The 20,237-nt window shown below is 73.6% G+C and carries 18 protein-coding genes; 7 read left to right on the forward strand and 11 right to left on the reverse strand.

Going from position 1 to position 20,237, the window contains the following annotated elements:
- The first annotated feature begins 112 nt into the window (after positions 1 to 112).
- Entirely contained in the window at positions 113 to 2,527 is a 2,415-nt protein-coding gene (gene lon, locus ACFOSY_RS04105; protein WP_394305309.1) for an endopeptidase La, read from the forward strand.
- Positions 2,528 to 2,625: 98 nt separating this feature from the next.
- On the opposite strand, the gene ACFOSY_RS04110 is transcribed toward lon, so the two are convergent.
- Positions 2,626 to 3,456, reverse strand: coding sequence for a lysozyme (locus tag ACFOSY_RS04110; RefSeq protein ID WP_394305310.1), 831 nt, complete (start codon positions 3,454 to 3,456; stop codon positions 2,626 to 2,628).
- Between the two features lie 242 nt (positions 3,457 to 3,698).
- Between ACFOSY_RS04110 and ACFOSY_RS04115 the strand changes: the two genes are divergently transcribed.
- Positions 3,699 to 4,178 carry a MarR family winged helix-turn-helix transcriptional regulator gene (locus ACFOSY_RS04115; protein ID WP_394305443.1) on the forward strand — a complete coding sequence of 160 codons (480 nt, stop codon included), beginning with the start codon at positions 3,699 to 3,701 and terminating at the stop codon, positions 4,176 to 4,178.
- 365 nt (positions 4,179 to 4,543) lie between these two features.
- On the opposite strand, the gene ACFOSY_RS04120 is transcribed toward ACFOSY_RS04115, so the two are convergent.
- Positions 4,544 to 5,365, reverse strand: a complete 822-nt coding sequence (locus ACFOSY_RS04120; protein WP_394305311.1) for a hypothetical protein — start codon at positions 5,363 to 5,365, stop codon at positions 4,544 to 4,546.
- A 395-nt stretch (positions 5,366 to 5,760) separates the two neighbouring features.
- Between ACFOSY_RS04120 and ACFOSY_RS04125 the strand changes: the two genes are divergently transcribed.
- Genes ACFOSY_RS04125 through ACFOSY_RS04145 form a run of 5 tightly spaced genes read left to right on the forward strand, consistent with a single transcriptional unit; the run spans position 5,761 to position 11,975 of the window.
- Entirely contained in the window at positions 5,761 to 9,114 is a 3,354-nt protein-coding gene (locus tag ACFOSY_RS04125; protein WP_394305312.1) for a sensor histidine kinase, read from the forward strand.
- Complete coding sequence (locus ACFOSY_RS04130) at positions 9,111 to 9,647, forward strand: roadblock/LC7 domain-containing protein (RefSeq protein WP_394305313.1); 537 nt, start codon at positions 9,111 to 9,113, stop codon at positions 9,645 to 9,647. The genes ACFOSY_RS04125 and ACFOSY_RS04130 overlap by 4 nt, the downstream gene beginning before the upstream one ends.
- On the forward strand, positions 9,644 to 10,072 hold the full coding sequence (locus ACFOSY_RS04135) for a DUF742 domain-containing protein (protein ID WP_394305314.1): 429 nt from the start codon (positions 9,644 to 9,646) through the stop codon (positions 10,070 to 10,072). Before ACFOSY_RS04130 ends, ACFOSY_RS04135 begins: the two co-directional genes overlap by 4 nt.
- Positions 10,053 to 10,691: a GTP-binding protein gene (locus ACFOSY_RS04140; protein WP_394305315.1), complete on the forward strand. Its 639-nt coding sequence runs from the start codon at positions 10,053 to 10,055 to the stop codon at positions 10,689 to 10,691. The genes ACFOSY_RS04135 and ACFOSY_RS04140 overlap by 20 nt, the downstream gene beginning before the upstream one ends.
- A 21-nt stretch (positions 10,692 to 10,712) precedes the next feature.
- The gene (locus ACFOSY_RS04145; protein WP_394305316.1) at positions 10,713 to 11,975 is read left to right on the forward strand and encodes a styrene monooxygenase/indole monooxygenase family protein; all 1,263 of its coding nucleotides are present in this window, start codon (positions 10,713 to 10,715) and stop codon (positions 11,973 to 11,975) included.
- On the opposite strand, the gene ACFOSY_RS04150 is transcribed toward ACFOSY_RS04145, so the two are convergent.
- From ACFOSY_RS04150 to ACFOSY_RS04190, 9 genes are all read right to left on the reverse strand, one after another.
- Positions 11,939 to 13,108 carry a C40 family peptidase gene (locus tag ACFOSY_RS04150; protein ID WP_394305317.1) on the reverse strand — a complete coding sequence of 390 codons (1,170 nt, stop codon included), beginning with the start codon at positions 13,106 to 13,108 and terminating at the stop codon, positions 11,939 to 11,941. The two genes, ACFOSY_RS04145 and ACFOSY_RS04150, sit on opposite strands and share 37 nt — an antisense overlap.
- A 103-nt stretch (positions 13,109 to 13,211) precedes the next feature.
- The gene (locus ACFOSY_RS04155) at positions 13,212 to 13,526 is read right to left on the reverse strand and encodes a hypothetical protein (RefSeq protein ID WP_394305318.1); all 315 of its coding nucleotides are present in this window, start codon (positions 13,524 to 13,526) and stop codon (positions 13,212 to 13,214) included.
- Between the two features lie 77 nt (positions 13,527 to 13,603).
- On the reverse strand, positions 13,604 to 14,257 hold the full coding sequence (locus ACFOSY_RS04160) for a TetR/AcrR family transcriptional regulator (protein ID WP_394305319.1): 654 nt from the start codon (positions 14,255 to 14,257) through the stop codon (positions 13,604 to 13,606).
- Positions 14,258 to 14,354: 97 nt separating this feature from the next.
- Positions 14,355 to 15,293 (reverse strand): AurF N-oxygenase family protein, encoded by a 939-nt coding sequence (locus ACFOSY_RS04165; RefSeq protein ID WP_394305320.1) that lies wholly within the window; start codon positions 15,291 to 15,293, stop codon positions 14,355 to 14,357.
- Positions 15,294 to 15,364: 71 nt separating this feature from the next.
- Positions 15,365 to 15,865 carry a DUF3291 domain-containing protein gene (locus ACFOSY_RS04170; RefSeq protein ID WP_394305321.1) on the reverse strand — a complete coding sequence of 167 codons (501 nt, stop codon included), beginning with the start codon at positions 15,863 to 15,865 and terminating at the stop codon, positions 15,365 to 15,367.
- A gap of 89 nt (positions 15,866 to 15,954) precedes the next feature.
- Entirely contained in the window at positions 15,955 to 17,415 is a 1,461-nt protein-coding gene (locus ACFOSY_RS04175; protein ID WP_394305322.1) for a penicillin-binding transpeptidase domain-containing protein, read from the reverse strand.
- Positions 17,412 to 18,776: an FtsW/RodA/SpoVE family cell cycle protein gene (locus tag ACFOSY_RS04180; protein WP_006134859.1), complete on the reverse strand. Its 1,365-nt coding sequence runs from the start codon at positions 18,774 to 18,776 to the stop codon at positions 17,412 to 17,414. Before ACFOSY_RS04180 ends, ACFOSY_RS04175 begins: the two co-directional genes overlap by 4 nt.
- A gap of 43 nt (positions 18,777 to 18,819) precedes the next feature.
- On the reverse strand, positions 18,820 to 19,485 hold the full coding sequence (locus ACFOSY_RS04185) for an SH3 domain-containing protein (protein WP_394305323.1): 666 nt from the start codon (positions 19,483 to 19,485) through the stop codon (positions 18,820 to 18,822).
- Positions 19,486 to 19,633: 148 nt separating this feature from the next.
- Positions 19,634 to 20,140 (reverse strand): protein-tyrosine phosphatase family protein, encoded by a 507-nt coding sequence (locus ACFOSY_RS04190; RefSeq protein WP_394305324.1) that lies wholly within the window; start codon positions 20,138 to 20,140, stop codon positions 19,634 to 19,636.
- Between the last annotated feature and the right edge of the window lie 97 nt (positions 20,141 to 20,237).

Consider the following 20,237-nt stretch of genomic DNA (forward strand, 5'->3'; position numbering starts at 1 on the left):
GGTCGCGAAGCCCGCCCCGGTGATCGCTGAGAGCGAACGCCGCCCGGGGAACATTCGGCGGCTCCCCTGCATTGAGCCGACATAGCTCAACTTGACTGCCGAAGGGGAGATCATGGCTGCTGAGTCCACACCGCTCGCCCTGCCCGTGCTGCCGCTCGACGACGAGGTCGTCCTGCCCGGGATGGTGGTTCCGCTGGATCTGAGCGACTCCGAGGTGCGGGCGGCGGTGGAAGCCGCCCAGGCCGCCGCCCGTGACGAACCGGGCAAGCCCAAGGTGCTCCTCGTGCCACGCGTCGACGGCACCTACGCCGGGACCGGTGTGCTGGGCACCGTCGAGCAGGTCGGCCGGCTGGCCGACGGCGACCCGGGCGCCCTGATCCGCGGCCGGGGCCGCGTGCGCATCGGCGCCGGCACCACCGGGCCGGGCGCGGCGCTGTGGGTGGAGGGCACCCGCATCGACGAGACCGTGCCCGAGCCGCTGCCGGGGCACGTAACCGAACTCGTCAAGGAGTACAAGGCGCTCGCCACCGCATGGCTGCGCAAGCGCGGCGCCTGGCAGGTCGTCGACCGCGTCCAGGCCATCGACGACGTCTCCGCGCTCGCCGACAACTCCGGTTACTCGCCGTTCCTCACCACCGAACAGAAGACCGCCCTGCTGGAGACCACCGACCCGGTGGCCCGGCTCAAGCTCGCCACCCAGCAGCTGCGCGACCACCTCGCCGAGCAGGACGTCGCCGAGACCATCGCCAAGGACGTCCAGGAAGGCGTCGACAAGCAGCAGCGCGAGTTCCTGCTCCGCCGCCAGCTCGAAGCCGTCCGCAAGGAGCTGCGCGAGCTCAACGGCGAGCAGGACGGTGAGGAGTCCGACGACTACCGCGCCCGCGTCGAGGCCGCCGACCTGCCCGAGAAGGTCCGCGAGGCCGCGCTCAAGGAGGTCGACAAGCTGGAGCGCTCCTCCGACCAGTCCCCGGAGGGCTCCTGGATCCGCACCTGGCTCGACACGGTCCTGGAGATGCCGTGGAACGAGCGCACCGAGGACTCCTACGACATCCAGGGCGCCCAGGCGGTCCTCGACGCCGAGCACGCGGGCCTGGAGGACGTGAAGGAGCGCATCACCGAGTACCTGGCGGTCCGCAAGCGCCGCAACGACCGGGGCCTCGGCGTCGTCGGCGGCCGGCGCGGCGGCGCCGTACTGGCCCTGGTCGGCCCGCCCGGCGTCGGCAAGACCTCGCTCGGCGAGTCCGTCGCCCACGCGATGGGCCGCAAGTTCGTCCGCGTCGCCCTCGGCGGCGTCCGCGACGAGGCGGAGATCCGCGGCCACCGCCGCACCTACGTCGGCGCGCTGCCCGGCCGGATCGTGCGGGCGATCAAGGAGGCGGGGTCCATGAACCCGGTCGTCCTGCTCGACGAGATCGACAAGGTCGGCTCCGACTTCCGCGGCGACCCGGCCGCGGCTCTGCTGGAGGTCCTCGACCCGGCGCAGAACCACACCTTCCGGGACCACTACCTGGAGGTCGAGCTCGACCTGTCCGACGTGGTGTTCCTCGCCACGGCCAACGTCCTGGAGGCCATCCCGGAGGCCCTGCTCGACCGCATGGAGCTGGTCCGCCTCGACGGTTACACCGAGGACGAGAAGGTCGTCATCGCCCGCGACCACCTGCTCCCGCGCCAGCTGGAGCGCGCCGGACTGGACAAGGACGAGGTGACGATCGACGAGGGCGCGCTGCGCAAGCTGGCGGGCGAGTACACGCGCGAGGCGGGCGTGCGCAACCTGGAGCGGTCGATCGCGCGGCTGCTGCGCAAGGTCGCGGCCCGGCACGAACTGGGGGAGCGGGAGCTTCCGTTCACCGTGACGGAGGGCGACCTGCGGGACCTGATCGGACGGCCGCACCACGTGCCGGAGTCCGCCCAGGAGCCGGCCGAGCGCCGTACCGCCGTTCCCGGTGTGGCCACCGGGCTCGCCGTGACCGGCGCCGGCGGTGACGTCCTCTACGTGGAGGCGTCCCTGGCCGACCCGGAGACGGGCGCGGCGGGGCTCACCCTGACCGGCCAGCTGGGCGACGTGATGAAGGAGTCGGCGCAGATCGCGCTGAGTTTCCTGCGCAGCCACGGCGCCGAGCTGGAGCTGCCGGTGGGCGACCTGAAGGACCGGGGCGTGCACATCCACTTCCCGGCGGGCGCGGTCCCCAAGGACGGCCCGAGCGCGGGCATCACGATGACCACGGCCCTGGCCTCGCTGCTCTCCGGGCGGCTGGTCCGCACGGACGTGGCGATGACCGGCGAGGTGTCGCTGACCGGGCGGGTGCTGCCGATCGGCGGGGTGAAGCAGAAGCTGCTCGCCGCGCACCGGGCCGGCGTCACCACCGTGATCATCCCCAAGCGCAACGAGCCCGACCTGGACGACGTCCCGGCGGAGGTGCTGGAGAAGCTCGACGTGCACGCCGTCACCGACGTCCGCCAGGTCCTGGAGCTGGCGCTGTCCCCGGCGACGAACGGGGCGGCGCCGGAGGTTCCGGTGGCCGCGTGACGGGGGCCGCCGGATGAGGGAGGGCCCGGGCCCCGTGAGGGAGGCCCGGGCCTTTCCCGTGCCGCGTGCCTGCCGTCGCCGTGCCTGCCGTCGCCGGGTCAGCTCCCGGCGGCGAAGGCCCGCACCCGGTCCACGGTGCCGTTGAAGCGGTCGTGGTCGCCGACCGTCGGGCCGGTCGAGGTGTACTGCCACATCGTGTACGTGCCCCAGCCGGCCGGCAGCTCGCCCGCCGAGGAGGCGTACCGGGCGATCCACAGCGGGGTGGTGGAGGCGAAGCCGGCGTAGTTGCCGGTGCACTGCTTCCACCAGCTGGTGGCGGTGTAGAGGACGGCGGAGCGGCCGGTGCGGGCGCGGTAGCGGTCCAGGAAGTCGCGGATCCAGCTCACCATCGAGCTCGCCGACTTGCCGTAGCAGTCGTCGCCGTACGGGTTCCACTCGATGTCCAGGACGCCCGGCAGGGTGCGTCCGTCGGCGGACCAGGCGCCGCCGCGGTCCACGAAGTAGTCGGCCTGCGCGGCGCCGCTCGCCGTGTCGGGCGTGCCGAAGTGGTAGGCGCCGCGGACCATGCCGACGTCGTAGGAGGCGTCGTACTGCTGCGCGTGGTACGGGTTGGTGTAGTACGTGCCCTCCGTCGCCTTGGCGTAGGCCCAGCGCACCCCGCTCTTCCACAGCGTCCCCCAGGCGACGTCGCCCTGGTGGCTGGAGACGTCCACGCCCTCCGTCTGGGTGGAGCGGGCGGTGGGCAGGCCGCCCTGGCCGTCGTGGGCGACGACGCCCATGCCCATGTGCGCGGAGCCGCGCGGCGGGACGGCGGGGGCGGTGGCGTCGGCGACGGCGGGGGTCTGGGGGAGGGCGAGCAGCGCGAGCAGGACGGCGCCGGCGGTGCCGAGCGCGCGTATACGGACGGATCGGGATCTGTGCACAGGCATGACGCATCTCCGAACGGTCGTGGGACGAACCCGGAATGTGACCCACATCGCATGTAGTGGGCATGCCACGTGAGGGCCTGGTAGAGAAACTGCGGGCGCCGACCGCGGCGGCGGGCGGGAGGGCCGCGCACTGCCGTTGGTCTACGCCTGCGAAATACTTATGGAGCTGGGGCGACGCCGCCACTCGGCGACAACTTTCAGAACGGGAAACCGAGGCAGGGGCCAACGTGCACGACAACGGAATGGGCGGCGAGGAGCGCGCCGCCTCGCCGGAGCCCGCGTCCGACGTGGAACAGCCCGCGTTCCTGGCGCTGGAACGCGAGTTGACGGTCCTGCTGCGCCGCGCCCGGGCCAGCCAGGGGGAGATGGCGCGCGAGGTCCACCCCGACCTGGAGCCGTCCGCGTACGGCCTGCTGGTCCGTCTGGAGGAGTGCGGGCGGCAGCGGGCCACCGAGCTCGCCGCCTACATCGGCGTCGGCAAGGCCACGATGTCCCGCCAGCTGCGCGCCCTGGAACAGCTCGGACTCGTCGGCCGCGAGCCCGACCCCGCCGACGGCCGCGCCTGGCTCGTCACCCTCACGGAGGAGGGCCGCCGCCGCGTGAGCCGCGTCCGCGAGGCCCGCCGCGCCCGCTACGCCGGCCGCCTCGCCGACTGGGACCCGAAGGAGGTCGACGAACTGGCCCGCCTGCTGCACCGCCTGAACGGCGGACAGGAGAAGTAGGGGCTCCGCCCTCAGGGCCGCGGTCACCGCAACCCCCTCAGGGGCGCGGGGAACTGCACGCCCAGCCCCCACCGGCCGGCACCGGAGGCGACGCCCCTCAGGGACGCGGTCTCTCTGCGGCCCCGGCGCCGACAACCCCCCCAGGGGCGCGGGGAACTGCGCGCCCAGCCCCCACCGGCCGGCACCGGAGGCGACGCCCCTCAGGGACGCGGCCCCTCCACCGCCCAGGTCAGGGACGCGGCCCCGGCGCCGACCTTTTCCCAGGGGCGCGGGGAACTGCGCGCCAAGCCCCCACCGGCCGGCAGCCGAGACGACGACCCCGCCCCGGGGCACGGCCGACGCCCCGCGTCAAAGGTGAGACACCCTCACCCATCGGCCGTGCGGGTGAAGCCCGATTCCGGCGCCCCCGCCAGTTCGACATGCACGACGGTCGCGTCGTCGTGAACCTTCCCCCCGAGCGGACGCTCCCCCCGCTCCCCCTCCAGCACCCGAACCCTCCGCACCAACCCCCGCGCCCCCTCCTCACGAATCACCGCCACGCAGTCCGCCCAGTCACCCGCCCCGAACCGGTCCACCCACCGCGTCGCACCGTCCGTCAGCGCCGTCAGGGCCCGCACCCGGTCCCGGGGCAGGGAGACGGTGACGGCGCGTGACGACACCGACGGATCGGCCGCGGCCGTGAAGAAGCCGCCCTCCTTGTTGCGCAGCGTCGCGTCCACCACCGCGTGGCTGGACAGGGCCGAACGGGGCAGCCGGTCCAGCCGGTCGTCCCTGACCGCCGTGACCGTGCCGTCCGGCGACTCCACCAGCAGCACCGAGTCGGACAGCACCAGACAGTCCACCGAGTCGGGTGACCACCGGGCCAGCACCACCGTTGCCTGCGGTGTACGGGGGTGAGAAAGGTCACAGGTCGCGGCATGACTCTCGGCCGTACGCGCGATGCCCCGCGACAGCAGCCCGGCCGGCGGAACATCCGGGAGGGAAACGGTCAGTTCGGTCAGCGCGCCGCCCAGCCGGGCGGTGAACCAGGGCACCGAATGCAGACAGCCGCCCCCGTCCGACGGCGGCGTGACACCGTCCAGGACCACGAGCGCGCCGCCCTGACCCGAGGCCGGGAGCGCGACACTCGCGAAGTCTTCGTTGGGCCGCCCCGGATCACCGGGCTCCGAAACAAGCTCCGTGCGCATCCGGCCAGTCTGCACGAGCCCCCCACAGCGACCGCCGAAGCCCGGCAACGGACGCCTCTCCTTCACAGGCGCGCAGGTCAAGCGCCGGATTTGGGAGGGAATGAAGGCCTCCGGGAAGGCGTGGCGGCGAATATTGCCACCGCCCGCCGCAGACGTCCAACCGGCGTACCGCGCAGGTCCGCTGCGGCGCACAACGGAACTTGCTCCTCAACTCGCCTCCGATGTTCACTCCTTCGAGTGGCGGGTCAGGTGATGCGCATCCACTGTCCACGGGCACTGGGAGGGTCGGGGAGCGTTGGGGGCGCCTCACTGTCCGAGCGCGGCCAGCGGCTCGGGAAGAGCGCCCGCGCCCGTTGACGGAGCGTCACCCGGGCCCACGGGTACACGAGTCAGGAATGCGAGCACCGGTGCGAAAGACGCGGCCTCGTCGCAAGGACAAGCAGGCGGCCCTCACGGGGGACCCGCAGCAGACGCCCACCGTCGGCAAGGGCCGCCCCACCCACGTACGCAACCGCCTTGTCGTCGCCGTCGCCGTGGTGGCCGCGGCGATCGCCGGGGCAGGGGCGCCCTCCGTGCTGGCGGCCTCCCAGGAACTGCACGACTCGCAGGAACTGGTGACGCTCGCCGAGCGGACCCAGGACGCGCTCACCCTGGCCCACTCCCTGGCCGACGAGCGTGACGAGGTCGTCCCCTACATCGCGGCGGGCCGCCCCGAGTCCAAGGCGCCCGACGAGGAGCACAGCGCCCGGGTCGACCGGCAGGTCGAGGAACTGCGCGCCGACGAGGACACCTCCGAGGCCCTGCGCGACGAGCTGGACGCCGTCGCCGCCGTGCGCCGCGCCGCCCTCACCGGCAAGTCCGGCGCGCTGGAGGCCCACCAGGCGTACTCCGACGCCGTCTCCCGGCTGCACCAGCTCGCCGCGCGGCTCGCCGACGCCACCCCGCCCCGCGCCGGCTCCGGCGCCCACGCGCTCACCGAGCTGGACACCGCCGTCCAGCAGGCCGCCGCCACCCGCGGCCTGCTGCTCGCCGCGCTGAACGTGCCGAGCTCCACCGAGACCGTGATCGACCCGGTCTCCGGACTGCCGGTCACCGAGTCCGGCGGCTCGGACGACGACGAGGAGCGGCGCGACGAACTGTCCGCCGCCGCGCTCGAGGCCCGCGTGCGCTCCGACGCCGCCCTCGCCGGCTTCCGCGACTCCGCCCCGAAGGACGCCCGCGCCTCCTACGACTCCACGGTCACCGGCCCCGAGGTCGGCACCGCCGAGGAGTACCTCGCCAAGCTCACCGACAAGCCGACGCTCTCCGACTCCGAGCTCGACACCAGCACCAAGAAGCTCGCGGCGGCCCTCACCGCGCGGATCGACATGATGCGCGGCGCCGAGGCCTCCCTGTTCGAGCAGCGCACCAAGGACCTCGCCCAGCTCCGCGACGAGGACGTCACCGAGCTGGAGATCCGGATCGCGGTCCTCGGCGCGATTCTGCTGCTCGCCGTCGGCGTCGCCACCGCGATGGCCCGCACCCTCACCCGGCCGCTGTCGGTGCTGCGCCGCGGCTCCGCCCGGCTCGCCGGGGCGGAGGACCCCACCGCCGAGGAACCGGTCACCTTCACCGGCCGCAACGACGAGTTCGCCCAGGTCGTCCGCTCCGTCAACGCCCTGCACGCGCACGCCGCCGGACTCGCCCAGCGGATCGCCACGCTGGAGGCCGACCGCAAGCACCTCGTCGGGCAGCGGCAGAAGATGGCCGACGCCCGCGAGGAGCTGCGCGGCGAACTCGCCGAGGCCACCGCCCACATGGAGCGGATGCGCCACAGCATCGGCGGCACCTTCGTCAACCTCGCCCTGCGCACCCTCGGCCTGGTCGAGCGGCAGCTCGGCGTCATCGAGGGGCTGGAGGAGCGGGAGGACGACCCGGACCGCCTGGCCACGCTGTTCAAGCTCGACCACTTCGCCACGGTCATGCGCCGGCACAGCGAGAACCTGCTGGTCCTCGCCGGCACCGAGCACGGCCGGCACACCGCGGGCCCGGTCCCGCTGGTCGACGTCGTACGGGCAGCGGTGAGCGAGATCGAGCGGTACGAGCGGGTGCGGATCGCGGCGCTGCCGCCGCACGCGCACATCGCCGGGTTCGCCGCGGACGACCTGTCCCACCTGCTCGCCGAACTCATGGAGAACGCCACCGCGTTCTCCCCGCCCGACATGCCCGTCGAGGTCTCCGCCTGGCTGCTGGAGAACGGCGAGGTCATGCTCTCCGTCCAGGACGAGGGCATCGGCATGGCCGAGGACCGGCTGGAGCGGCTCAACACACGGCTCACCGAGTTCGACCCGGACGCGGCGTACGACGCGGAGGCCGAGTCCGACGACGGCCTCGGCCTCGGCCTGTACGTCGTCGCCCGGCTCGCCCACCGGCACGGGGTGCGGGTGCAGCTGCGCAAGCAGAAGCAGGGCGGGATCGCCGCGGTGGTCGTCCTGCCTGACCCTCTTCTGGCCCCGGCCACCCCCACGGCCGTCCCGTCCTCCGTCCCCGGCGGCGCCCACACGGTGACCCTGCCGGGAGCCGACGCGGAGGCCAACTCCAACGTCCTGCGCGGCCGCACCAAGTCCGGCGACCTCCTGGTCGACCTGGCCGAACGCACCATCGAGGCCCAGGGGGCTGCGGCGACGTCAGAGACGCCTTCGCCGGAGACGCCTGCGGCGCAGGGCGAGACGCGGGACGCGACGGCGGCGTCGGACTCCGCCGACGCCGCCGACCAGTCGGACGCGGCTGCCTCCGGCACCGCCGCGGAGCCGACCGCCGACGGGACGGACCCTGCCGCCCCGGCGGCGCCCGCTGCGGACACGACGGCGGTGTACGGCTCCGCCCCCGCCGTTGGCCGGGCGAACACCGCCCCGCCTGCGGCTGCCTCCGGCGTCGCCGAGGAGCCGGCTTCGGGCGAGGCCGCCCAAGGTGCTCCGACTGCACCGCCGCCCGCAAGCCAGGGCGCGCCCACTGGTCACGAGGCTGCGCCCGCCGACGCCGAAGCGTCGAGCACCGATGCGCCCCTCCCCGCCCCCGGCGCCCCGGAGACGCGCGAGGCCGCTGCGGAGGGCGCCCACGCGGCCCCGCACCCGCACCCCGGTGCCGACGCCGGCGACGAGCCCCGCACGCACGACGTCCCCCCGGCCCGCTCCGGCGAGCCGCATGACGGTCGTGCCCACCCCGCGGAGCCGCCCGCCGGGCGCACCGCCCCCGCGGAGCGGCCCGCTGAGACCACCATGGAGTTGTTCATCCCGGCGCAGCCGGACGGCCACGGCGCCGGTTCCGCCGCGCCCGCCGGCGAGGCCGTACGCCCGGGCGCCGGGCACGAGCCCGAGTCGGCAGCCGTACCGGCGTCCGGGGGCCCCGCCCCCGAGACCCGCGAGGCCGTACCGGCGGCCGGAGGCCCCGCCCCCGAAACCCCCGTCGCCGGTGACGCCCCCGCCGACCACGAGCACACCCGGGTCGCCGACGGCCCCGCCGACGAAGAGCCCGTCACCGCCAAGGGACTGCCCAAGCGGACGCCGAAGATCACCGCGCCGGTCGCTCCCCCGCGGCCGCGGTCGGGGTCCGTGGACGCCGAGGCGCTGCGCAGGCGGCTCGGCGGGTTCCGCCGGGGTGCGGACGCCGGGCGGCGGGACGTCGAGGCGGAGCTGGCGGCCGAGCGGTCCCGCGGGGACGTCACAACCGAGGAAGCCACGGGGGGCACTGTCGAGGAGGCAAGCAGTTGACCGCGCCCAGTACCTTCGGACTGAGCAGTGAGGCCCGCAACCTGCACTGGCTGCTGACGAACCTCGTCGAGGAGGTGCCCGGCATCCTGTCCGTCGCCGTGGTCTCCTCCGACGGCCTGCTGCTCCTCTCCTCCGACGAGACGCTCGCCCGGGCCCGCAGCGGCCCGGACCCGCAGCGGCGCGGCCCGCGCGGCTCCGCCGCCGACCTCGCCACCGTCGTCTCCGGCATCGGCAGCCTCACCGTCGGCGCGTCGAAGCTGATGGACTACGGGCCCGTCAAGCACACGATGGTCGCCATGGACGAGGGCAGCCTCTTCGTGATGTCGATCAGCGACGGCTCGCTGCTCGGCGTGCACGGCTCGGCGGACTGCGACATGAGCGTCGTGGCGTACCACATGGCCCTGTTCGTCGGCCGGGCCGGCCACGTCCTGACCCCCGAACTCCGCAGCGAACTGCGCAAGAACCTGGAGAGCGCGGACGGCGCGGAAGGCGCGGCGAGCGCGGAGCACGAGTCCGCCGGGAGCGCCCGATGACCAGCGTCCCGAAACACCAGCTCCCCGTCCGCGGCGGGGACCGCAAACCCGCCCGTGTGCGCCCCTATTCGCTCACCGGGGGCCGTACCCGCTTCGGCCACGTCCTGCTGGTCGAGACGTTCGTCGGCGCCACGGCCGGCACCGCGGCGCTGGAGGCCGCCGAGGAGCGCAAGGAACTCACCTCCGGCGGCCTCGCCCGGGTCATGCCGGAGGTACGGGCCATCGTCGAACTGTGCCGCCGCATGCGGACGGTGGCCGAGATCGCCGCGCTGCTCCAGATGCCGCTCGGCGTGGTCCGCGTGCTGCTGAGCGACCTCGCGGACCAGGGAAAGATCCGTGTCTACGGAACGGGCACCGGCCACGGCACGGGCCGCCCGGACCGCGCGCTGCTGGAAAGGGTGCTGAGTGGACTCCGCCGTCTCTGACGCCGCCCCTGGCGTCACTCCGCTCGTCCAGGGGGACGAGCCCCTGCTGCCCTGGCAGACGGACCCCACCCGGGCCCCGATCGCCACGAAGATAGTCGTGGCCGGCGGCTTCGGCGTCGGCAAGACCACCCTCGTCGGCTCCGTCTCCGAGATCACGCCGCTGCAGACCGAGGCGCTGATGACGGAGGCGAGCGAGGGCACCGACGACCTCACCGCCACGCCGGGCAAGACGACCACCACCGTGGCCATGGACTTCGGGCGCATCACGCTCGACGACGACCTGGTGCTGTACCTGTTCGGCACACCCGGCCAGCAGCGGTTCTGGTTCATGTGGGACGACCTGGTGCGCGGCGCGATCGGCGCCGTGGTGCTGGCCGACACCCGCAGGCTGAAGGACTGCTGGCCGGCGCTGGACTACTTCGAGAGCTGCGGGCTGCCGTACGTCGTGGCCGTGAACCACTTCGACGGCAGCGAGCGCTTCGACCCGGAGGACGTGCGGGAGGCCCTCACGATCCCCGCGCACATACCTGTCATGATCATGGATGCGCGCCGCCGGATCTCGGTCATCGAGACCCTCTTGTCCCTCGTGGGCCACGCGCTCGACGAAACCCCCGAGTAGCCCCTTAGGAGCGTCCCCCGTATGCGGAAGATACTCGTCGTCGGGGCCGGCCAGTCCGGCCTCCAGCTCGCCCTGGGACTCCAGTCGCACGGGTACGAGGTCACCCTCATGTCCAACCGGACCGCGGACGAGATCCGCACCGGACGGGTCATGTCCACGCAGTGCATGTTCCACACCGCCCTCCAGCACGAGCGTGACCTCCAGCTGAACTTCTGGGAGTCCCAGGCCCCGAAGATCCAGGGCCTCGGCGTGTCGGTCGCCGCCCCCGGCTCCTTCGACCCGGGCCCCTCGCAGCGCGCGATCGACTGGCTGGGCCGCCTCGACGGGTACGCGCAGTCGGTGGACCAGCGGGTCAAGATGGCCGGCTGGATGGAGACCTTCGCCCAGCGCGGCGGACAGCTCGTCATCCACGGCGCCGCGGTCGGCGACCTCGACTACCTCTCCCGCGCCTACGACCTGGTGCTCATCGCCGCCGGCAAGGGCGAGCTGGTGCAGATGTTCTCCCGCGACCCCGAGCGCTCCCCGTACAGCACCCCGCAGCGCGCCCTCGCCGTCGCCTACGTGCACGGCCTGGGCCCGCGCCCGGAGCACCCGGACACCGAGGCGGTCCGCTGCAACCTGGTCCCCGGCGTCGGCGAGATGTTCATCATGCCGACGTTCACCACGTCCGGCCGCGCCGACATCCTCTTCTGGGAGGGCATACCCGGCGGCCCGCTCGACGCCTTCACGGACGTCAAGGACCCGGCCGAGCACCTCTCCCTGACCCTGGAACTGATGGAGAAGTTCCTGCCCTGGGAGTACGCGCGCGCCACCAAGGTCGAACTCACCGACGCCGGCGGCACCCTGGCCGGCCGCTACGCCCCGACCGTCCGCAACCCCATCGGCCGGCTGCCCTCCGGCGGCCTGGTGCTGGGCGTCGCCGACGTCGTCGTCGCCAACGACCCGATCACCGGCCAGGGCTCCAACTCCGCGTCCAAGTGCGCCGCCGCCTACCTCGCCTCGATCCTCGAACACGGCGACAAGCAGTTCGACGAGGACTGGATGCGGCAGACCTTCGACCGCTACTGGAACACCGCCCAGCACGTCACCAAGTGGACGAACGCCATGCTGGCCCCGCCGCCGGAGCACATCCTCAACCTGATCGGCGCGGCCGGGCAGCTCCAGCCGGTCGCCGACCGCTTCGCCAACGGCTTCGACAACCCGGCCGACTTCGAGAACTACTTCTACGAGCCGGACAGGACGGACGCCTACCTCGCCGAGGTCTCCGGCGCGGCCGGCGCGTAGCCGGCCCCGTACCCCTCGTCGGACCCGTCCGTCGCCCCCTCGGGGAGCTCCGGCGGCACATAGTGCTCCAGGGGCTCCCCGCCGGGGTCGGGCCGCACCGCGCCCAGCACCGGGTTGGCCGCGATCGGCGACACCTTGACCCGCGCACCGGGCCGCGGCGCCTGCACCACCATCCCGTCGCCCAGATACAGGGCGACATGCGTGGCGTCGTGGAAGTACACGACGAGGTCGCCCGGCCGCAGGTCCACCAGCTCGATCCGCTCCAGCCGCGCCCACTGCTCCTGACTGGTCCGCGGCACCTTCGCCCCCGCCGCGCGCCAGGCTTGCGAGGTCAGCCCCGAGCAGTCGTACGTCGCCGGGCCCTCCGCGCCCCACTGGTACGGCTTGCCGAGCTGCTCCACCGCGTACCGCACGGCCCGCTCACCGGCCGCGGACGGGGCGTTCGCGCCGCTCAGCGCGCCGGACGCCACCAGTTCCCGCTGCGCCTCGTCCACCCTGCCGCGCTCCAGCTCGGCCAGCTCCGCGAGCTGCTCCGCGGTGAGCGACGCCAGCAGCTCCTCGACGTCCCGCAGCCGGTCCACCACCTGGTCGCGTTCCTTCTTCCTCCGCTCGGTGAGCGCAATCCGCTCGTCCAGCGCCTTGCGCGCCCGCCGCGCCAGCTCGCCGGCCTGCCGCGCGTCACCGGTCAGCCGGCCCACCGTCTGCGCCCGCTCCCGCGCGAGCTGCCCGATCACATGCCCCTGCTCCAGCGCCCGCTGAGGGTCGCTCGCCAGCAGCAGCCGCACATAGGGGGAGAGGCCGCTCAGGGACTGGTACTGCTGCCGGGCGAGCCGTCCTGCGGCGCCCCGGCTGTCGTGCAGGGAGAGCCGGGTGCGGGCCAGCGCCTTCTCCAGCCGCTCCGTCTCGGCGCGCTGCCCGGCCAGCGCCTCCTCGGTGGCGTTGAAGCGCTCGGTGGCCTTCTCGGCCTCCCGGTAAAGGGTCTGAAGGTCCGTCAGCAGCTCGGAGACGGACCGGCCGCCGGACGCGGCGGCGGTGCCGCCCGGCTCCGGGACGGCCGCCGCGGGCAGGGGCGCGAGCACGGTCCCGGCCGCCAGCGCCGCCGTACACACCAGACGCAGAAGCATTCCTGACACGCCATCACCTCCGACGCGGGGCGGCACGTCCGCTCCGCACCGCGAGCATCAGGGGGGTGTGCGCGGTCCGCTCGCCGAGTGTGCGCGGTTCGGCGCAACGGGGTCACCCGTCGGCGTCGTCCGGCTTGCCCTCCGGCGTGGCGTCCGGGCGCGCCGGACGCTTCGACCACGGCCACCGCGGTCCGTCCCCGGCCCGGCCGGCGGGGTCGTAGAGGTACTTCCAGCGGGCGGTCAGGCCGGTGAGCGTGCTCTTCCCGCGCGGCACCCTCCGGTACACGAGCACGGTGGGCGGTCCGCCGTCCGGGGCGGGGACGGGGATCCGGTACGTCTTGGGCGGGTGCCCGGTGATACCGAGCAGCACGGGCAGGACGCGCCCGTCCATGGGGCCGCCCTCGAAGGGGGTGTCTTCGCTCTTCACCCCACCAGTCTCGGCCATCGGCCAGGGGACCGGTCCCGGCCGCCGGTCGCGGGTCACAGGTCCCCGGCCGGCCCCGCTCACAGGTCCGCGGCCAGCGCCTGCACCAGGGCGTCGGTCTGCGCGTCCCGCCGCGCGGTCACCGTCAGCACCGCCACGAACTGCTCCACCAGCCAGTCCCGCAGCTCCTCCTGCGGCGGCTGCTTGTCCTCGTCGAGCCAGATCAGGGAGGCGGCCTCCACGGCCGTGATCCACATCCGGATGGTCATCCGCAGCCGGGGCCCGGGCTCGTCGACGCCGAGATGGCGCAGGATGTGCTCGGCGGCGGCCCGCCGTACCCCGTCCACGATCGCGGTCGTCCGGGAGGTCTCCACCACGCTGCCGCCCTGGAGCAGCGCGCTGAAGCCGGCGTCGTGGCGGCCGACGAAGGCGAGGTAGCGGTCCACGGCCCGGGTCAGCCGGGGGAGCAGCGGGCCCACCTGCGGCTCGTCGAAGCAGTTCCGCAGCTCGTCGGCGGCGGACTTCAGGGCCGCCTCGTAGAGCTGCTGCTTGCCGCCGGGGAAGTAGCGGTAGACCAGGGGCCGCGACACACCGGCCGCCTCCGCCACGTCGTCCAGCGACACGTCTTCCGGCGCCCGGTGGGCGAACAGGGACAGCGCGGCCTCCAGCAGCTGGGTGCGGCGTTCCTCGACACTGAGGCGCCGGTAGGCGGGGGTGGGGGCCTGCGAGGTCATGCCCGCAGCGTAACCGGCCGTCGCCGGCGCACGCCGGGCACGGCCGCCCGCACCGGCCGGAACGCGACCCCGGGGCCGGGCCCGTGGGCGCGAGCGGTCAGGCCAGCAGCCCCGAGGAGCGCCAGAGCTTGCGGCCCACGCCCCGCAGCACGCCGATGTCGTCGAGGAAGTCCGTCAGCTTCTTCGCGCCCTGCTGCATCACCTCGCGCCGGTGCGCGCTCGCCCGCACCTGGGCCACGGCCTCGCGCCGGTCCAGGCCGACGTTCGTGTAGACCTCCGGGTTCACGAAGGCCACCGAGAACACCCGGGCGAACTCGCCCGACGAGACCCGGGTGAACTCCTGGGACCAGCGGGGCGCGGTCATCATCTGGCGCCGCAGCTCCTCACGCGCGTACCGCACGTGCCGCGCCTCCTCGATCACATGGATGCGCGTGACGCCCCGGATCAGCGGCTGCACCCGCTCGTCGGGGAACGTCAGCCGCTGCATCCAGTCCAGCACCTCCTCGCCGAGGAGGGTCGCGGTGAACGAGCCGGGGGTGGTGGACACCGTCTTGAAGAGGCGGCCCAGGTTGTGGTGGACGCGGCTCACCGGGTACCAGGGGGTGCCGCTGTGCGCGATGACCCGGGCGAACATCTTCGAGTGCCGGCACTCGTCCTCGATCTCGGTGAGGGCGTACCGCACGTGCGCGCTGGTCGCGGACTTGTCGTAGATGTGCCGGACCAGCAGCTGCATCAGGATCAGCTCGAACCAGATGCCGAGGGAGGCGAGCGCGGCGGCCTCGTGCCGGGAGAGCAGCAGGCGCTGCTCCTCGCTCATCCGCTGCCACATCGGGGTGCCGTACAGCGACACCAGCTCCGGCGGCCAGAACCACTTGCCGTCCTCGAAGGGCGCCTCCCAGTCCAGCTCCTCGTCCGGGTCGAAGGAGTGCTTCGCGGAGGACTCCAGCAGCCGCAGGGCCACCGCCTCCCGGTTCTTGAGCTGCCCGAGCGCGTCCCGCAGGCCGTCGAGCGCGTCGGTCTCCGGCAGGGTCGTCATGACGGTTCCACCTCGGGGCGTCTCGGGTTACCGGCAGGTCACCTTTATGAGACTGCTTGTCAGCAAGCCCGTCAATCCCCTGCGCGCGACTTGTCGCCGACCGGTCCGGCCGGCGCGAGCCCGTCCGTGCCGGGCGGGAAGGAGGTGCGCAAGGTGAAGGCGTACGGCGTCGGACCGTGGGTGCGCAGGTGCGACAGGCGCGCCTCGGCCTCCGCGACGGCCGGACGGTGGCCCGCCGGCACCCACCACAGGGCGGTCATGGCCTCCTCCACCCGCTCGAACCACTCGCGTCTGCGACCGAGCATCTCCCGGTGCCGGCCCTGGTACATGAACGCCGTCAGCGCGTCCGTGTCCCGCCACACCGACAGGTTGACGATCAGCCACGGGTCGTCGAAGACGGGGATGGCCGTGGCGTCGCCGTCGTCGCTCTGAAGCCGCCACACGAACCCGGCGGCGGCGTCCGCGTCCGCGTTGACCGGGTCGAGGTTGTCGACGAAGTCCTTCAGCAGGGGGGTGTCCAGAGGCGCCTTGAGCCGGGCGATGTTCACCTGGGCGAGTTCGTATGCGGTCATGTACCGAACGTTAGGTCGGGAGTCCGGTCGCGGGGCACCCCCGTCTCACCAACTGGTCAGCCGCGTACGGGTGTTCACGTCCCCGCCGCTCACCCGGACCGCAGCACCGCCTCCATCACCGCCCGCGCGACCGGGGCCGCCGTGCCGCCGCCGCTGATCTCGCGCCGGTTGCCCGCCGCGTCCTCCACCACCACGGCCACCGCCACCTTCGGCTCCAGCTCGTCCTCGCGCTGCGCCCAGGAGATGAACCAGGCGTACGGCGTGCCCGAGTTGCCCAGCCCGTGCTGGGCGGTGCCGGTCTTCCCGCCGACCACGGCGCCGGGGATCGCCGCCTTCCTGCCGGTGCCGTCCTCCACCACCCCGCGCATCAGCTCCCGCAGCCGGCTCGCCGTCGCCGGGAGCATGGCCCGCCGCACCGCGCCCGACCCCGCCGCGGAGACTGTGCCCCCGCCCGCCCGCGTGGTCCGCTCCACCAGGTACGGCTCGCGCACCTGCCCACCGCTCGCCACGGCCGCCGCGACCATCGCCATCTGGAGCGGCGTGGCCCGCGTGTTGTACTGCCCGATCGACGACAGCGCGAGCTGCGCCGCGTCCAGCGTCGTGTCGAAGGTGCTGGGCGCCACCCGGAACGGGATGCGCAGGTCCGCGTCGTTGAAGCCGAAACTCTCCGCGGCCTGGCGCATCCGCTCCAGCCCCGTGACCACCCCGAGCTGGGCGAACACCGTGTTGCAGGACCGCACGAACGCGTCCCGCAGCGTCGCGTTGCCGCACTTGCCCGCGCCGTTGACCAGCCGGGTCGTCGTCCCCGGCAGCAGATACGGGTCGGGCGAGCGGGTCGGCTCGTCGAGGCCCTTCACCACGCCCGCGTCCAGCGCCGCCGCCGCGGTGACCACCTTGAACGTCGACCCCGGGGGATAGGTGCGCTGCACCGCCCGGTTCAGCATCGGCCGGTCCGGGTCGGCGTTCAGCCGCGCCCACGCCTCCCGCGCCGCCGCGCCGTTCCCGGACAGCGGCTCCGGGTCGTACGACGGCATCGACACCAGCGCCAGGATCCGCCCCGTCGACGGCTCCACCGCCGCCACCGCGCCCTTCCGCCCCCGCAGACCCTCGTACGCCGCCCGCTGCGCCCGCGGGTCGATCGTCGTCAGCACGTCGCCGCCCGCGCTGCGGGAACGGGTGAACTCGTTCCACAGCGGCAGCGGCGCCAGCACCGGGGCGGCCCCGGACAGCACCGCGTCCTCCGTGGCCTCCAGCAGCGTCGTGCCGTACTCCTGTGAGGCGAAGCCCGTCACCGGCGCGTACAACGGCCCGTCGAGGTACGTCCGTTCGTACCGCAGATGCTCCCCGGTGTCCCGGGACCCGGTGACCGGCCGGCCGCCGACCAGGATGTCGCCGCGCGGCTGCTGGTACCGCGCGATCGCGGCACGGCGGTTGGCCGGGTTGGTCTCGTAGTCCTCCGCGTGCAGCACCTGCACCCGGGCCGCGTTGACCAGCAGCGCGAGAAGCAGCAGCGCGCAGAACAGCGCCGCGTGCCGGATGTGCCGGGTCACCGCAGCGCACCCGGGGCGGCGGCCTGCCGCCGCGCGCTGTCGCTGAGCCGGACCAGCAGCGCCACGATCGCCCAGTTGGTCACCACCGACGAGCCGCCCTGCGCCAGGAACGGCATGGCCATCCCGGTCAGCGGGATCAGCCCGGTCACCCCGCCCGCGATCACGAACACCTGGAGCGCCACCAGCGAGGCCAGCCCCACGGCGAGCAGCCGCCCGAACGGGTCGCGCAGCGCGAGCCCGGCCCGGTAGCCGCGCTCCACCAGCAGCCCGTACAGCAGGAAGACCGCGGACAGCCCGGCCAGGCCCAGCTCCTCGCCGGCCGTCGCCAGGATGAAGTCCGACTTCACCGCGAAGCCGATCAGCACCGAGTGCCCGAGCCCCAGCCCCGACCCCAGCATCCCGCCCTCGGCGAAGGCGAACAGCGACTGGGCGAGCTGGTTGGGACCCTCGCCCGCCTCGATCGACGCGAACGGGTGCAGCCACGTCTCGATCCGGTGGTGCACGTGCGGCTCCAGCCGGCCCACCGCGACCGCGCCCAGCGAGGCCAGCAGCAGCCCCAGCGCGATCCAGCCGGTGCGGCCGGTGGCGACGTACAGCAGGACTACGAACAGTCCGAAGAACAGCAGCGAGGTGCCGAGGTCCCGCTCCAGGACCAGCACGCCGACGCTCACCAGCCACACGGCGACGATCGGCCCGAGCACCCGCCCGGTGGGCACCTGCATCCCCCACACGCGGCGGCCCGCGTAGGTCAGCGCGCCCCGGTTCGCGGCCAGGTACGCGGCGAAGAACACCGCCAGCAGCACCTTCGCGAACTCGCCCGGCTGGATGGAGAACCCGGCCACCCGGATCCAGATGCGCGCGCCGTTCACCGAGGGGAAGAGGATCGGCACGGTCAGCAGGACCAGCGCGACGGTGACACAGAGGTACGTGTAGCGCTGGAGCACCCGGTGGTCGCGCAGCACCAGGATCACCGCGATGAACAGCGCCACCCCCAGCGTCGACCAGATCAGCTGGGCGGGCGCGGCCCGGTCGCCGGGCGTCTCCAGGTCCAGCCGGTAGATCAGCACCAGACCCACCCCGTTGAGCAGCACCCCGATCGGCAGCGGCAGCGGGTCGGCGAGCGGGGCCCGCCAGCGCACCGCCAGATGGGCCAGCACGGCGAGCACACCGAGCCCGGCGCCGTAACCTGCGGCGCCGGGCGGGACGGTGCCGTTCCTGGCGAGGCCGACGGCGCAGTAGCCGTACACCGACAGTCCGACGGCCAGGACGATGAGGGCGAGTTCCACGCCGCGGCGCCCGGTGAGACGCACGGTGGACGCCGGCGGGTCCGCCGTCGCCAGGGTGATACCGGCCTTGCTCATGTCCGGAACTTACCCAGATGTGACGCTTCGTGCGTTGCGCTCGTCAGCACCAGCGTGGCGCGGGACCGAAGGTGTCGATGTACCGGGCCGGACCCCAGGCCCAGGTGCCGTCCGTGAGCAGGTACCAGGTCGAGTTGCCGTCCACCCTGCCGCCTTGCGCCTTGCAGAAGATGTGGACGACATCGCCCTTGTGGGCGTACCGGATGACCTGCGAGCCGCGCTCGGGGGCGCTGCGCAGCGCCAGCCGCTGGACCGTCACCACGCCGCGGGCCTCGCCCTGGTCGCCGTGGTCGCCGCCGGCCTGGTTGCCCCAGTCGCCGCCGTTGCCGCCGGTCTGCTGGTTGTTGCCGCCGCTCTGCTGACCGTTGCCGCCCTGGTCGCCGCCGGTCTGCTGGTTGTTGCTGTTGCCTTGCTGGTGGGAGCCGGTGTTGTTGCCGGAACCGGTGTTGTTGCCGTTGCCGCCCTGCTGGCTCCAGTTGCCCTGGTTGTTCTGGCCGTTCTGATTGCCCTGGCCGTTCTGGTTGCCCTGGCTGTTCTGGTTGCCCTGCCCGCTCTGGTTGTTCTGGCTGCTCTGGTTGTTCTGGTTGCCCTGGCCGGGGTCGTCGGCGGCGAGAGCGGGGGTGACGGCGGTCGCGAGCGCCAGGGCGCCGGCGGCGAGCGCTATGGGCAGACGGCGGGTGAGCGGGGCACGCGGGCGTCGTAGGGACATGGCAGTACCTCCATGGGGGGAGACAACAGGTCGAAGGTGACTTGTCGCCACATTAGGAGCGCCCCCCGGCGCCCGCCCGGTCTGCTGCGCCATCGGGGACGGCGCTCCGCCTACCGGGGCACACGCCCCGTCAGGACGGCCGTCCCCGTCACTCGGCCAGTTCCTCCAGCATCCGCGCGGTGGCGAGCCCCGCCCGCAGGTAGTCGACGAACAGGCCGTTGTGCAGCGCCCAGGAGGAGCGCCGGGACCGGATCAGCCGGATCGCCGCCTCCGCCGAACGGCCCCTGCGCATCAGCGCGTGCGCGACCACCAGCCCCGAGCGGTTGTAGCCGTGGAAGCAGCGGACCAGCACCGTGCGGCCGGCGTCCAGGGCCTCGCACGCCGCCTCGGCCAGCCGGATCACGCCCGCGAGCTGGGTGCCGTCCAGCGGACCGTCCGGGATGGGCCACACCTGATGCTCGACGCCGGGGTCGGGGCCGTGCCCCGGCAGCCGCAGCAGGGTCTGCACCAGGTCGAACTGCCGGTGCACCACCACCGGCTCCACCCGCCCCGCCGGTCCGCGGACCTCGTGCCCGCCCATCCACAGGCCCGGCTCGATCTCGTCCCACGGGCTGTCCGGAGCCGGTACGTCGGGTTGACTCTCGCGGGTACGCAACGGCGCCTCCCACTCTCATCGCCCAACTCCTGTCCACGGTATCCGGCTTCTTGCCCCCGCAGCACCCCGCCTGTTCCCATGGAGTCGGGGTGATGGC

The organism is Streptomyces lusitanus, from assembly GCF_042647945.1.
In the GTDB taxonomy this organism is placed as follows: domain Bacteria; phylum Actinomycetota; class Actinomycetes; order Streptomycetales; family Streptomycetaceae; genus Streptomyces; species Streptomyces pseudogriseolus.